Source organism: Parabacteroides gordonii MS-1 = DSM 23371, from assembly GCF_000969825.1.
Classification (GTDB): domain Bacteria; phylum Bacteroidota; class Bacteroidia; order Bacteroidales; family Tannerellaceae; genus Parabacteroides; species Parabacteroides gordonii.
In genome coordinates this window covers 1,881,509-1,895,504 of the sequence record NZ_KQ033919.1, presented here as the reverse complement: position 1 = coordinate 1,895,504, position 13,996 = coordinate 1,881,509, and the positions used below count along the sequence as shown (strand labels likewise).

The 13,996-nt window shown below is 47.3% G+C and carries 10 protein-coding genes; 9 read left to right on the top strand and 1 reads right to left on the bottom strand.

The window, feature by feature from the left end:
- The first annotated feature begins 183 nt into the window (after positions 1-183).
- Positions 184-1,617 carry an aspartate ammonia-lyase gene (locus HMPREF1536_RS07545; RefSeq protein ID WP_028726431.1) on the top strand — a complete coding sequence of 478 codons (1,434 nt, stop codon included), beginning with the start codon at positions 184-186 and terminating at the stop codon, positions 1,615-1,617.
- A 132-nt stretch (positions 1,618-1,749) separates the two neighbouring features.
- The gene (locus tag HMPREF1536_RS07540; RefSeq protein WP_028726430.1) at positions 1,750-2,943 is read left to right on the top strand and encodes a DUF418 domain-containing protein; all 1,194 of its coding nucleotides are present in this window, start codon (positions 1,750-1,752) and stop codon (positions 2,941-2,943) included.
- A 36-nt stretch (positions 2,944-2,979) separates the two neighbouring features.
- Here the strand turns inward: HMPREF1536_RS07540 and HMPREF1536_RS07535 are convergent, their stop codons facing one another.
- Complete coding sequence (locus HMPREF1536_RS07535) at positions 2,980-3,993, bottom strand: LacI family DNA-binding transcriptional regulator (RefSeq protein ID WP_028726429.1); 1,014 nt, start codon at positions 3,991-3,993, stop codon at positions 2,980-2,982.
- Between the two features lie 164 nt (positions 3,994-4,157).
- Between HMPREF1536_RS07535 and HMPREF1536_RS07530 the strand changes: the two genes are divergently transcribed.
- From HMPREF1536_RS07530 to HMPREF1536_RS07500, 7 genes are read left to right on the top strand one after another with little or no spacing between them, the layout of a single operon-like run.
- Entirely contained in the window at positions 4,158-5,090 is a 933-nt protein-coding gene (locus HMPREF1536_RS07530) for an aldo/keto reductase (protein ID WP_028726428.1), read from the top strand.
- Positions 5,087-6,010, top strand: a complete 924-nt coding sequence (locus HMPREF1536_RS07525) for an amidohydrolase family protein (protein ID WP_028726427.1) — start codon at positions 5,087-5,089, stop codon at positions 6,008-6,010. The genes HMPREF1536_RS07530 and HMPREF1536_RS07525 overlap by 4 nt, the downstream gene beginning before the upstream one ends.
- 21 nt (positions 6,011-6,031) lie before the next feature.
- The gene (gene fucP, locus HMPREF1536_RS07520; protein ID WP_028726426.1) at positions 6,032-7,288 is read left to right on the top strand and encodes an L-fucose:H+ symporter permease; all 1,257 of its coding nucleotides are present in this window, start codon (positions 6,032-6,034) and stop codon (positions 7,286-7,288) included.
- A gap of 19 nt (positions 7,289-7,307) precedes the next feature.
- Positions 7,308-8,324: a zinc-binding alcohol dehydrogenase family protein gene (locus tag HMPREF1536_RS07515; protein WP_028726425.1), complete on the top strand. Its 1,017-nt coding sequence runs from the start codon at positions 7,308-7,310 to the stop codon at positions 8,322-8,324.
- Positions 8,325-8,376: 52 nt separating this feature from the next.
- On the top strand, positions 8,377-10,896 hold the full coding sequence (locus HMPREF1536_RS07510; RefSeq protein WP_028726424.1) for a GDSL-type esterase/lipase family protein: 2,520 nt from the start codon (positions 8,377-8,379) through the stop codon (positions 10,894-10,896).
- A gap of 8 nt (positions 10,897-10,904) precedes the next feature.
- A complete protein-coding gene (locus HMPREF1536_RS07505; protein ID WP_028726423.1) occupies positions 10,905-12,344 on the top strand; it encodes a tagaturonate reductase in 1,440 nt (479 codons plus the stop codon).
- Positions 12,344-13,831: a UxaA family hydrolase gene (locus HMPREF1536_RS07500; protein WP_028726422.1), complete on the top strand. Its 1,488-nt coding sequence runs from the start codon at positions 12,344-12,346 to the stop codon at positions 13,829-13,831. The genes HMPREF1536_RS07505 and HMPREF1536_RS07500 overlap by 1 nt, the downstream gene beginning before the upstream one ends.
- The last annotated feature ends 165 nt before the right edge of the window (positions 13,832-13,996 follow it).

Below are 13,996 nucleotides of genomic sequence, written 5' to 3'. Positions count from 1 at the left end.
GTAATATCATTTTAACACCAAACAATCACATCATACACATTTCAAATAAAAACATTGACACATTTTAAATACGTCAAAACATTTTTTGATTTCAATTTGACATTTCATATCTTTGTCACGTAAACAAAAGACATTCGCATTTTACATGCATTTAATATAAACATTATAAAACTACGTATTGATATGAAGACTGAATTTACAGGTAAAACCCGCACCGAAAGCGACCTGATCGGTGCACGGGAAATACCGGCCGAAGCATTATATGGTGTACAAACACTCAGAGGAATCGAAAACTTCTCCATCAGCAAATTCCATCTCAACGAATATCCGCTATTTATCAACGGACTCGCAATCACCAAAATGGCAGCCGCCGAAGCGAACTTCGCTCTGGGACTACTGACAGACGAACAATACCGTGCCATCACACAGGCCTGCCACGAGATATTAGACGGACAACACCATGAGCAATTCCCGGTCGATATGATCCAGGGGGGAGCCGGTACGACCAGCAATATGAACGCCAACGAAGTCATAGCCAACCGTGCCCTTGAAATCATGGGACACCAGCGGGGAGAATATACTTATTGTTCACCCAACGACCACGTGAACCGTTCGCAATCGACCAACGATGCCTATCCGACAGCGATACATCTGGGTATGTATGCCACACATCTCCGGTTGATCCCTTATCTGGAAGCGCTGATCTCTTCTTTCCGTAAAAAAGGGGAAGAATTTGCACACATTATTAAAATGGGACGTACCCAGTTGGAAGATGCCGTTCCTATGACATTGGGACAGACATTCAATGGTTTTGCCAGTATCCTGCAGGATGAGATCGCTCATCTGGATCATGCGGCAAATGATTTCCTGACCGTCAATATGGGAGCAACAGCTATCGGTACAGGAATTTGTGCAGAACCGGGATATGCAGAAAAATGTATCGAAGCTTTACGTAAAATCACCGGATGGAATATCAAATTGTCTGCCGATCTGGTCGGTGCCACTTCCGACACCTCCTGCTTGGTAGGTTATGCCGCTGCCATGAAACGGGTAGCCGTCAAAATAAATAAGATATGTAATGATCTTCGCCTGTTGGCCAGCGGCCCGCGCTGTGGGCTGGGTGAGTTCAATCTGCCGGCAATGCAACCGGGATCTTCCATCATGCCTGGAAAAGTAAATCCGGTTATTCCGGAAGTTATGAACCAGATCGCCTACAAGGTGATCGGAAATGAGCTTTGTGTGACAATGGCCGGTGAAGCTGCCCAAATGGAACTGAATGCGATGGAGCCGGTAATGGCACAATGTTGCTTTGAGTCTGCCGAATTACTTATGAACGGTTTTGAGACACTTCGTACCCTTTGTGTAGAAGGAATTATAGCCAATGCCGAACATTGCATCGAAGAAGTACATCACAGCATTGGTGTAGTAACAGCTTTAAACCCGGTTATCGGTTATAAGAACTCCACGAAAATAGCCAAAGAGGCATTGGAGACAGGTAAAAGCGTGTATCAGCTGGTACTGGATCACGGCATCCTGACGAAAGAACAACTGGATACGATTTTAAGCCCGGAAAATATGATCCATCCGGTAAAGCTGGATATTCATCCGGCCAAATAACTTATCCATCGATTTGCTATCACTTAAAAGGAAGTGTATCTGAATATAGACAGATACACTTCCTTTTTTCTGTCATTTTCTTATATTTGTACCTTCATTAATTCTAAACCAGGAAAAACAATTAATCAATCGATGAACACGCAACAATCTGCAATCACAAAAACGCCCCGTATAGAGGTCGTTGACGCCCTAAGAGGCTTTGCCGTCATGGCAATTTTACTAGTTCACAGTCTGGAACATTTTATCTTTCCGGTTTATCCGGATGTTGCCACCCAACCGGGTTGGCTGAATATTTTGAATGAAGGAGTATTCAGTATCACCTTTTCTCTTTTTGCCGGGAAAGCGTATGCGATCTTCGCCTTATTATTCGGTTTCACCTTTTATATCCAATATACCAACCAGCAAATGAAGGGGAAAGATTTCGGATACCGCTTCCTGTGGCGTCTGCTTCTACTGGCCGGTTTTGCAACATTGAATGCTGCCTTCTTCCCGGCTGGCGACGTATTACTCTTATTCAGCATCGTAGGTATATTTCTTTTCCTCGTGCGCAAATGGAGTGACAAAGCTGTACTTATCACGGCCATTATCCTGCTATTACAACCGGTAGAATGGTTCCATTATATTGCAAGTCTCTTTAACCCCGAATACACCTTGCCTAATCTGGGAGTCGGAGAAATGTACGGAGAGGTTGCCGCCTATACCAAAGAAGGTGACTTCGGGAAATTCATCCTCGGAAATATCACCTTAGGACAAAAAGCCAGCCTGTTCTGGGCAATAGGAGCCGGACGTTTCCTGCAGACAGCCGGATTGTTTATGCTCGGATTCCTGATCGGCAGGAAACAGCTATTCGTCACATCCGACAACAATACTCGTTTCTGGATAAAAGCCCTGATCATTTCGGCTATCGTCTTCTGCCCGTTGTATCAGCTAAAAGTCATGCTATATGATAACAGCGACACCCCTATTATTCAACAAAGCGTCGGCGTCATTCTGGATATGTGGCAGAAGTTTGCCTTTACGATCGTACTGGTAGCTTCATTCGTTCTGTTATACCAGAAAGAGGCGTTCAAGAAACTGACTTCCGGACTGCGGTTCTATGGTAAAATGAGTCTGACGAACTATGTATCACAATCTATATTTGGTGCAATTATTTACTTCCCGTTCGGATTATATCTGGCACCTTACTGCGGCTACACAATCAGTTTGCTCATTGGCTTCGTCCTGTTCCTCCTGCAGGTCAACTTCTGTAAATGGTGGCTGAAAAGTCACAAACAAGGGCCACTTGAAAGCCTGTGGCATAAGCTTACCTGGATCAATTCCAAATAAACATGTAATGAAATGGCATTTCGGTACGGGAACAAACTATTTTATCGAACTCTCCCGTACCGACAGATGGGTAGGAACAACGATCTGGCGGGGTTTCTCCCTTTTTTTTATCTGCTTCAGTAACAGGCTGCAACACTCCTCTCCCATTTTATAGGTCTGGTGAGTGACGGCGGTAAGGGCTGGTTCCACATAGTTGGAATGCAGCTCATCGGTATAACCGATAAGCGAGATATCGGAAGGGATACGCAAACCATGCTTCTTGATTTCCTTCATGGCGGCAAAGGCCAGCGTATCATTCATGGCAAGGATCGCATCGGGCGGCGCCGGCAACGAAAGCAGGCGGCTGCATCCTTCGCGCCCTTCGCTGTAAGTCATCTTTTCACAGATTATCAACTCCTCTTCAACCGGAATACCCAGTTCGGCAAGTGCCGCCAGATATCCGGCTTTACGCTGTCGCACGATCTCCAGATGATCGGAACCACCGAGAAAAGCGACCCGTTTAGATCCCGTTTGTAACAAATGTTTGGTCGCAACGAGAGCCGACTCCATATTATCCGCCACCACCGAAGGGATAGCGTTCGGCATGCATACCCGGTCGAAAAAGACCAACGGGATATCCATATCGGACAGAGAAAGGAAATGGGAATAATCGATCGTTTCCTGTGAAAGACAAGCCAGTATACCTTCCACACGCATATTCACCAAGTCTTCCACGCAATGCAGCTCCTGTTCGTACTGCTCGTATGAAGAGGTGATGATAACCGAATAACCGTTCTTCCGCGCCACATCATTTATGCCGCTGATGATGGAAGAATAGAAATGAGTAACCAGATCGGGCACGATAATACCGATAATACGCGGCGTATTCTTCAGCAGGCTAAGGGCAAAAGGGTTGGGACGATAGTTCCACTGCTCGGCAAGCGCCTTTACACGCTCCCGCATCTCGGGACTGATCTCATAACTGTCGTTCAGTGCCCGTGAGACAGTCGAAACAGAGACTCCCAGTTCGTTTGCGAGGTCTTTCAATGATATGTGTCTTTTCCTGGCCATCGGGGTTTATTCAGTGACACAAATATAAGGTTTTTCCGATAGCAAGGTACTGATTTCCTGCTTTTATTACGCAAACGTTTGCGTAGATTTTTATGCATAATACGGTTATAATCAATACATAAAAGCTATACATTTGGCTTCTGACAACTTTAATCATACAAATTATGAACTATTCATATTGCGGAAAAACAGGAATGAAAGTCCCCATCCTAAGCTACGGCGCATCGTCGTTGGGCAGTGTATTTCACGAAACGCGCGAAGCAGAAAGCATCGATGCCGTCTTCACCGCTGTGGAAAACGGGATGAACTTCATCGATGTCTCCCCTTATTATGGACATTATAAAGCTGAAACAGTCTTAGGAAAAGCTTTGAAGCAAATCCCGCGTAAAGCCTATCTGCTCTCCACCAAAGTAGGCCGTTACGGGAAAGACGGAGTGAACACCTGGGATTACTCTGCCCGCCGGGCTACCGAAAGCGTCTATGAAAGTATGGAACGGTTGCATATCGAACAGATCGACCTGATCAACGTCCACGATATCGAGTTTGCCGACCTCAACCAGGTCGTTAACGAAACTCTTCCGGCTCTGGTAGAACTGCGTGATAAAGGCATCGTAAAGCATGTCGGCATCACCGACCTACAACTGGAGAATCTGCAATGGGTTATAGACCGTGTACCGGAAGGAACTGTCGAAACTGTTCTCAACTTCTGCCATTACTGCCTGAACGACGATAAGTTGGCTGATTATCTCGACTATTTCGAAGCGAAAGAGATCGGTGTGATCAATGCTTCCCCTTTGTCGATGGGTTTGTTGTCGTTGCGCGGCGTACCCGACTGGCATCCGGCTCCGGCATCACTGGTAAAGGCTTGTCAACAGGCGGTACAGCATTGCCAGTCGAAAGAGTATCCGATCGAGAAGCTGGCTATTCAGTATGCTATCAGCAATCCACGGATCGCTACGACTCTATTCAGTTCGGCCAACCCGGAGAATGTACTGAAGAATATCCGTTATGCGGAAGAACCGATCGACTGGCAACTGGTACGCGAAGTACAGGAAATCATCGGAGATCAGAAACGCGTAAGCTGGGCGAACTCATGAACAGAACAATCATAGATGCCCACTCCCATCTGTGGCTCCGGCAAGATACCACTGTCGACAACATGCCCATCCGCACACTCGGAAACGGCCGTTCGCTCTTTATGGGTGAAGTACGGCAGATGCTTCCCCCCTTTATGATCGACGGGAAGAACAGTGCGGAAGTTTTTCTATCGAACATGGACTATGCACAGGTAGCAGCAGCCGTCGTAACGCAGGAGTTTATCGATGGGATACAGAATGACTACCTGTTGGAAGTAGCTGCCGAATATCCGGAACGCTTCTTCGTCTACGGACTTTGCGAGTTCCGCCGTCCCGGTTATTTTGTACAGGCACAACAACTCATCGCACAGGGTTTCAAGGCAATCAAGATACCGGCACAACGCCTATTGCTGAAAGAAGGACGTATCTTCCTCAACTGCGATGAAATGATGCGTATGTTTCACTATATGGAAGAACACGGGATCATCCTGTCTGTCGATCTGGCGGATGGCGACACACAGACAGCCGAATTGGAAGAAGTAATACAGGAATGTCCTGCGCTGAAAGTAGCCATCGGCCATTTCGGGATGGTGACACGCCCGGATTGGCTCGCACAGATACGTCTGGCTCGGTATCCGAATGTGATGATAGAATCGGGGGGCATCACCTGGCTGTTTAATGACGAGTTTTATCCGTTCGACGGTGCCGTTCGTGCCATTCGCGAAGCTGCCGGACTCGTAGGAATGGAGAAACTGATGTGGGGTTCCGACTATCCCCGTACAATCACGGCCATCACCTATAAAATGTCGTATGATTTTATCGTTCGCTCCAAAGAACTGAGCGAACAAGAGAAAGACCGTTTCCTCGGAGAGAATGCGATTGCTTTCTACGGATTCCGGGATCTTCCGGTGTTACCTTATATAAAGAATATGTCCGAGTAGAACACCTTAAAATAAATCACCATGAAAAAGAACAACTACACATTACCACTGGCTCTGATATTCAGTCTTTTCTTTCTATGGGCGATAAGCAGTAACCTGTTGCCTACGATGATCCGGCAGCTGATGAAGACTTGCGAACTGAATGCTTTCGAAGCTTCTTTCACCGAAACAGCCTACTGGCTGGCTTATTTTATCTTCCCGATACCGATCGCAATGTTTATGAAGCGATACAGTTATAAATCGGGAATCATATTCGGTCTCTTGCTGGCTGCATTCGGCGGATTGCTGTTCTTTCCGGCCGCCATCTTAAAGGAATACTGGGGTTATCTGACAATTTTCTTTATCATTGCTACGGGTATGTGTTTTCTGGAAACGGCCGCAAACCCATACGTAACGGCTTTAGGGGATCAGGAGACTGCCCCGCGCCGCCTCAACCTGGCACAATCATTCAATGGGTTGGGGGCATTTATTGCGGCTATGTTCCTTAGCAAACTGGTATTGAGTGGCGACCACTACACTCGCGCTTCCCTGCCTGCCGATTATCCCGGAGGATGGGAAGCTTATATCCAGTTTGAAACGGATTCGATGAAGCAACCGTATCTACTCTTAGCACTACTCTTAATAATAATAGCGGTTGTCTTCATCGTTTCCAAACTTCCTAAAATACAGGATGAAGAACCTTCAAAAGACAAAAGTAATACCGGAAAACTAATCGACTTCGGCGTACTGAAACGTTCGCATCTTCGTTGGGGAGTGATCGCACAGTTCTTCTATAACGGCGGGCAAACAGCTATCAATAGTCTGTTCCTCGTGTATTGTTGCAGTTATGCCGGACTGTCGGAGTCTACAGCTACGACTTTCTTCGGACTTTATATGCTGGCCTTCCTGCTTGGCCGCTGGATCGGTACACTGCTGATGGTGAAGTTCCGCCCACAGGATATGTTGCTGGTATATGCCCTGTTGAATGTAGTTCTTTGCGGGATGATCGCTTTATGGGGTGGTACGATCGGGCTCTATGCCATGCTGGCGGTTTCCTTCTTTATGTCGATCATGTATCCGACACAATTCTCACTGGCGCTGAAAGATCTGGGTGATAATACCAAGAGCGGGGCAGCTTTTCTGGTGATGGCGATCGTAGGAAATGCCTGTTTGCCACAACTGACAGCCTATGTGATGCATCATTTCGAAGCTATTTACTATGTAGCTTACCTGATTCCGTTAATTTGTTTCCTGTTCTGTGCCTGGTATGGCTGGAAAGGATATAAAGTAGTTGATTAATCTATAATATATAACGTATATGAAAGCAATTCAAATTCCGGCTCCTGCCGATTTACGGGTAGTCGATATAGAAAAACCGGAAGTTAAGAGTGGAGAAGTTCTTTTGAAGATCAAATATGTAGGCTTTTGTGGTTCCGACCTGAACACTTTCCTAGGGCGTAACCCGATGGTGAAACTGCCTGTTATCCCCGGACACGAAGTAGGTGCAACGATTGAAGCAGTAGGCACGGATGTGCCGGCCGGCTTCATGGCTGATATGCCGGTAACCGTCAATCCTTACACCAACTGCGGAACCTGTGCAGCCTGCCGCAACGGACGGGTGAATGCGTGTGAACACAACGAGACTTTCGGCGTACAACGCAACGGCGCAATGAGCGAATACTTATCCCTACCCTGGCAGAAAGTAATCCCCGCCGACGGTATTTCCCCACGCGATTGCGCCTTGATCGAGCCGATGAGCGTGGGCTTCCATGCAGTTTCACGCGGACAGATAACCGATATCGATACTGTTCTGGTAATCGGTTGCGGGATGATCGGCATCGGTGCTATTGTACGTGCCGCATTACGAGGTGCAACTGTCATTGCCGTAGACCTTGACGATGATAAACTAGCGTTAGCCAAACGGATCGGAGCAGACTATACGATCAACTCAAAGACGGAAAACCTGCATGAACGTCTACAAGTAATTACCAATGGCTTGGGGCCGGATGTCGTCATAGAAGCAGTAGGAAGTCCCGCCACTTACATCATGGCTGTGAACGAGGTTGGCTTTACCGGACGCGTAGTGTGTATCGGTTATGCAAAAAGTGAAGTAACTTTCCAGACAAAATACTTTGTACAGAAGGAGTTGGATATACGCGGTTCACGTAATGCATTGCCGGAAGATTTCAGGGCTGTAGTACGTTATCTCCAACAAGGTGATTGTCCACTGGAAGAGTTTATATCCAATATAGTACACCCGGAAGAAGCACTTAACGCGATGCAGCAATGGAGCGCCGCTCCGGGTAAAGTATTTCGTATTCTTGTAAAGTTCTGAGATATCAAAAATTTATTTACCTTCGCACGAATCAAGAATCGAGATAAGTAAAATGAAAAAGCTAATCAATCTGATCGTATTATTCCTGCTCGTCAGCCTTAATGGATGGGCGCAGGACGCTGCCGAAGTGATTCGGGTGGCATGTGTGGGAAACAGTATTACTTACGGGGCCGGGATAGCGAACCGTGATCGTGATAGTTATCCGTCCGTACTCGGGCAAATGCTCGGACGGGAGTATGAAGTGCGTAACTATGGCTTCAGTGCCCGAACGATGCTGATGAAAGGAGATCATCCGTATATGAAAGAACAGATGTTTAAGGAAGCACTCGGTTATAATCCGAACATCGTTGTGATTAAACTCGGAACAAACGACTCAAAGTCATTCAACTGGAAATATAAAGCAGGATTATCCGGAGATATTCAGACAATGGTGAATGCATTTAAGGCATTGCCTTCGAAACCGAAGATATATCTTTGTTATCCACCAAAAGCCTATGTCAGCGATCAGGGTATTAACGATAGCATCATTGCTGCCGGGGTTATTCCTGTTATCGAACAGGTTGCAAAACGGAATAATCTTCCTGTGATAGATTTGCATACGGCATTAAGCGGAATGAAAGAACACTTTCCTGATAATGTGCATCCCGACCCTGCCGGAGCGCATAAGATTGCAGAGACAGTTTATAAAGCGATTACCGGAGAAGATACGGCTCATCAGATGCAAGCCTTCCCCGGTTTCAAAAGTGAATGGAATGGTTGCGACCGCTATGATTTCCAGTTTAGAGGACGGGATGCGATTGTTGTTGTTCCGAAACAGGCGGCTAAAGGCAATCCGTGGATCTGGCGTCCGGCTTTCTTCGATGCTTTTCCAAGTGTAGATAAAGCGTTACTTGAAAAAGGTTTCCATGTGGCTTATTACGATCTGACACATGCCTATGGAAACCCGCGTGCAGTCGCCCTGGGTACGGAGTTCTATAATTATATGAAGGATTATTATAACCTCTCTCCTAAAGTAACACTGGAAGGTTTCAGTCGCGGCGGACTTTATGCATTAAACTGGGCAAGTAAAAACACGGATAAAATAGCCTGCATCTATATCGATGCACCGGTATGTAACGTTTTCAGCTGGCCGGGAAGAAAAAACACAGAACTATGGAACGGTTTGCTGAAAGAATGGAACCTGACAGACGAAGAGATGAACTCGTTCAAAGGCAATCCGATCGATAACCTGGAGCCATTGGCTAAAGCGGGCATTCCTATTATCAGTGTTTGCGGAGATAGCGATCAGGTCGTTCCGTTCAAAGAGAATATGGACGTGGTGCGTTCCCGTTATCTGGCATTGGGCGGCCCGGTAGAACTCATTATCAAGCCGGGAGTAGACCATCATCCGCATAGTCTGGAAAATCCTGAGCCGGTTGTCGACTTTATTATCCGTCACCAGCCGGAATATGAGAAATACTTACATTATAATATACGCGGCAGCCTGCAAAACTCATTCGTCAAGTTTGAGAAAGAACGTAAAGGGCGTGTCGCCTTCCTCGGGGGTTCGATTACAGAAATGAACGGATGGAAGAACATGATCGAGAAGCAATTGCAACAACGTTTCCCCTATACGGCTTTCGAGTTTGTAGAGGCAGGCATCGGATCTACCGGAACAACGCCGGGATCTTTCCGTATGCAAAACGATGTGCTGTCGAAAGGAAAGATCGATTTGCTGTTTGTGGAAGCTGCCGTGAACGATCATACCAACGGCTTCAGTGCACTGGAACAGGTGCGCGGTATGGAAGGAGAAGTACGTCATGCCCTGATAAGCAACCCGCAGATGGATATCATTATGTTGCATTTCATCTATGATCCGTTTATCCCGATGGTTGCCAAAAGACAACAACCGGATGTACTGCTGAATCATGAACGGGTAGCGAACCATTATCTGATTCCTTCCGTCAACCTCGTTCAGGAGATAGGCGAACGGATGCAGGACGGTGAGTTCACCTGGGAACAGTTCGGCGGCACTCATCCCCTGCCCTTTGGACATAAATTCTATGCAGCAGCTATCAACCACCTGTTCGATAGTATGTGGAAAGGAGTTACTCCCGATATGCCTGTCACAGCACATGAGATACCGGAACAACCGCTTGATGCATACAGCTATTATAACGGCGACTTTATCGACCTGCAGGAAGCAAAGCTGAATAAAGGTTGGAAGTATATCCCTTCCTGGCGTGCAGATAACAAGTATGAAAAGAGAAAAGGCTTCGTCGATGTACCGATGCTCGAAGCTACCCGTCCGGGAGACAAGCTGACGCTCGACTTCGAAGGAAAGGCGATCGGTATCTTCTGCACCCCGGGCCCGACAGCAGGGATCATTGAATACAGCATCGACGGTGCACCGTTCAAAAAGCTGGATACATTCACTGAGTGGAGTAAATATCTTTATATCCCCTGGGTATATATGTTGGAAACAGAATTAAACGATACAAACCATAAGCTGGTACTCCGTATCTCGAAAGAGAAGAACCCCGATTCTTTAGGGACGGAATGCCAGATACGGAATTTTGTCGTGAACAGATAAAGATCAAAATGAAAGAATTAAACAGGCAGCATGTTCCGGTCGTTACCCGACCGGAACGTATCATACAGTTTGGAGAGGGTAATTTCCTTCGGGCATTCGTGGACTGGATCATCCGGAACATGAATATGAAAACAGACTTCAACAGCAGTGTCGTAGTTGTCCAACCCATCGAGAAAGGGATGGTCGATAGGCTCGGCAAGCAGGACAACCTGTATCATGTCAACCTGCAGGGACTGGATAAGGGCGAAGCCGTCAACAGCCTTGAACTGATCGACGTGATCAGCCGTTCGCTAAATCCATATACGGATCACGATGCCTTTATCCGACTGGCCGAACAACCGGAAATGCGTTTCGTGATCTCCAACACGACCGAAGCGGGAATAGCCTTCGATCCTTCCTGCAAACTGAATGATGCACCGGCTGCCTCTTATCCGGGCAAACTGACGCAATTGCTTTATCACCGCTTCAAAACCTTCAACGGAGATAAAAGCAAAGGACTGATCATCTTCCCCTGCGAACTGATCTTCCTGAACGGACATAAGCTGAAGGAGACAATCTACCAGTATATCGACCTCTGGCAACTGGGAGACGATTTCAGAAACTGGTTTGAAGAAGCTTGCGGTGTCTATGCCACGCTGGTAGACCGTATCGTTCCCGGTTTCCCGCATAAGGACATCGATGCGATCAAAGAGAAACTGCAATATAACGACAACCTGGTGGTGCAAGCCGAAGTATTCCATCTGTGGGTTATCGAAGCTCCGCAAGAAGTGGCAAAAGAATTCCCTGCCGATAAAGCAGGTCTGAATGTCCTGTTCGTTCCTTCCGAAGCGCCTTATCATGAACGGAAAGTGACCTTACTGAATGGCCCACACACCGTTCTCTCACCGGTGGCTTTCCTTTCGGGGATCGATATCGTAAGGGATGCCTGCCAGGATGAAGTAATCGGGAAATACATCCATAAAGTCATGTTCGACGAACTGATGGAGACGCTGAACCTGCCTAAAGCTGCACTCGAACAGTTCGCCAACGATGTATTGGATCGTTTCAACAACCCGTTTGTCGATCATCAGGTAACTTCCATCATGTTGAATTCTTTCCCTAAATTCCAGACACGCGACTTGCCGGGACTGAAAGAGTACCTGAAACGAAAAGGGGAACTCCCGCAAGGACTCGTCCTGGGACTTGCCGCCATCTTAACTTATTACAAGGGTGGCAAGCGTGCAGACGGAACAGCAATCATCCCGAACGACAACCCGAAGATCATCTCTCTGATGAACAATCTTTGGGCGACAGGTTCCACCCGCGAAGTTGCCGTTAATGTATTGGCGGCAGAAGATATCTGGGGAGAAAACCTGAACGAAATCCCCGGCCTGACAGACCGGATTGTTTACTATCTGGATGAGATTCAGGAAAAAGGAATGCGTGAAGTAGTAAAAGAAATCCTCTGATGAAAAAGTATATCCAAATAAATCCTGCCGATAATGTGATCGTAGCTATCGATCCGCTATCGGCAGGAGATAATATCACCGTAGGGACTACGCCGATCACCGTCAGTGAAGACATTCCGGCCGGTCATAAAGTAGCTCTGCAGGATTTCAGAACAGGCGATCCTGTTATCAAGTATGGTTTCCCGATCGGGCATGCCCGGAAAGATATCCCCACAGGTTCCTGGGTAAATGAGAAAAATATCAAAACAAACCTGGAAGGATTGCAGGACTATACCTGGCAACCGCAGGAAACTGTTTTGAACATTCCCAACCAGGGTCTGACCTTTAACGGCTACCGTCGAAAGAATGGTGATGTTGGTATTCGTAACGAGATTTGGATCATCCCTACGGTAGGCTGTGTAAACGGTATCGTTAACCAATTGGCAGAGACTCTCCGGCGGGAAACTTCCGGCAAGGATATTGACGCCATCGTCGCATTCCCCCACAACTACGGCTGCTCACAACTGGGCAACGACCATGAGAATACCCGTAAGATCCTGCGCGATATGGTAAAGCACCCGAATGCCGGTGCCGTGCTGGTAGTCGGTCTGGGATGTGAAAACAACCAACCGGATTCCTTCCGTGAATTTCTAGGCGAGTATGATACCGACCGTGTCCGCTTCCTGGTTTGCCAGCAGGTGGAAGATGAACAGGAAGAGGGAATGAAACTCCTGCATGAACTATACGCCATCGCTTCCGCCGATAAACGCACATCCGTCCCGTTGAGCGAGCTGCGTGTCGGATTGAAATGCGGAGGATCGGACGGCTTTTCCGGCATCACCGCCAATCCGTTGCTGGGAGTCTTTTCCGACTTCCTGGTTGCACAGGGAGGGACAACCGTATTGACGGAAGTGCCCGAAATGTTCGGTGCCGAAACACTCCTGATGAACCGTTGCGGAACGGAGGAGCTATTCAACAAAACGGTTCACCTGATAAACGACTTCAAAGCCTACTTTCTGGAAAACAAACAACCGGTATACGAAAACCCTTCCCCCGGCAACAAGGCGGGCGGTATCTCCACCCTGGAAGAGAAATCCCTCGGTTGCACACAGAAGTCCGGCAAGTCGGCAGTAAAGGATGTCCTTATGTATGGCGACAGGCTTTCAACCAAAGGGCTGAATCTGTTGAGTGCGCCGGGAAACGATCTCGTTGCCAGCACAGCCCTGGCTGCATCGGGTTGCCACCTGGTTCTGTTCACCACCGGACGGGGAACGCCTTTCGGTACTTTCGTCCCGACCGTCAAGATCTCCACCAACAGCCCGTTAGCGAAAAACAAACCCGGATGGATCGACTTCAATGCCGGAACATTAACAGAAGGTGTATCTATGGACACACTCTGCAAACAGTTTATACAATTCATCCTGAACGTAGCCGAAGGTAAGCAGACAAACAACGAACGGAAAGGTTACCGGGAGATTGCCCTGTTCAAATCGGGAGTGACTCTATAAATAGTCAAAACGTCACCCTCGCCTTAGTTGTAGAGTCATCAAACTGCGTTCATGCATTCATAACTCCTTGCAGGTATTGATTAATAATGAATAGGTTGATGAAGCCACTTTTCTTTTCGCTTTCATAGTGGCTTTCATCATTAGAAAAAGATGAGCTATCTGTTT

Bases quoted from the DNA above. Each gene is read 5' to 3' on its own strand.
- HMPREF1536_RS07535 (WP_028726429.1), bottom strand. From the start codon at position 3,993: ATGGCCAGGAAAAGACACATATCATTGAAAGACCTCGCAAACGAACTG.
- HMPREF1536_RS07500 (WP_028726422.1), top strand. From the start codon at position 12,344: ATGAAAAAGTATATCCAAATAAATCCTGCCGATAATGTGATCGTAGCT.
- HMPREF1536_RS07515 (WP_028726425.1), top strand. From the start codon at position 7,308: ATGAAAGCAATTCAAATTCCGGCTCCTGCCGATTTACGGGTAGTCGAT.
- HMPREF1536_RS07505 (WP_028726423.1), top strand. From the start codon at position 10,905: ATGAAAGAATTAAACAGGCAGCATGTTCCGGTCGTTACCCGACCGGAA.
- fucP (WP_028726426.1), top strand. From the start codon at position 6,032: ATGAAAAAGAACAACTACACATTACCACTGGCTCTGATATTCAGTCTT.
- HMPREF1536_RS07545 (WP_028726431.1), top strand. From the start codon at position 184: ATGAAGACTGAATTTACAGGTAAAACCCGCACCGAAAGCGACCTGATC.
- HMPREF1536_RS07510 (WP_028726424.1), top strand. From the start codon at position 8,377: ATGAAAAAGCTAATCAATCTGATCGTATTATTCCTGCTCGTCAGCCTT.
- HMPREF1536_RS07540 (WP_028726430.1), top strand. From the start codon at position 1,750: ATGAACACGCAACAATCTGCAATCACAAAAACGCCCCGTATAGAGGTC.
- HMPREF1536_RS07530 (WP_028726428.1), top strand. From the start codon at position 4,158: ATGAACTATTCATATTGCGGAAAAACAGGAATGAAAGTCCCCATCCTA.
- HMPREF1536_RS07525 (WP_028726427.1), top strand. From the start codon at position 5,087: ATGAACAGAACAATCATAGATGCCCACTCCCATCTGTGGCTCCGGCAA.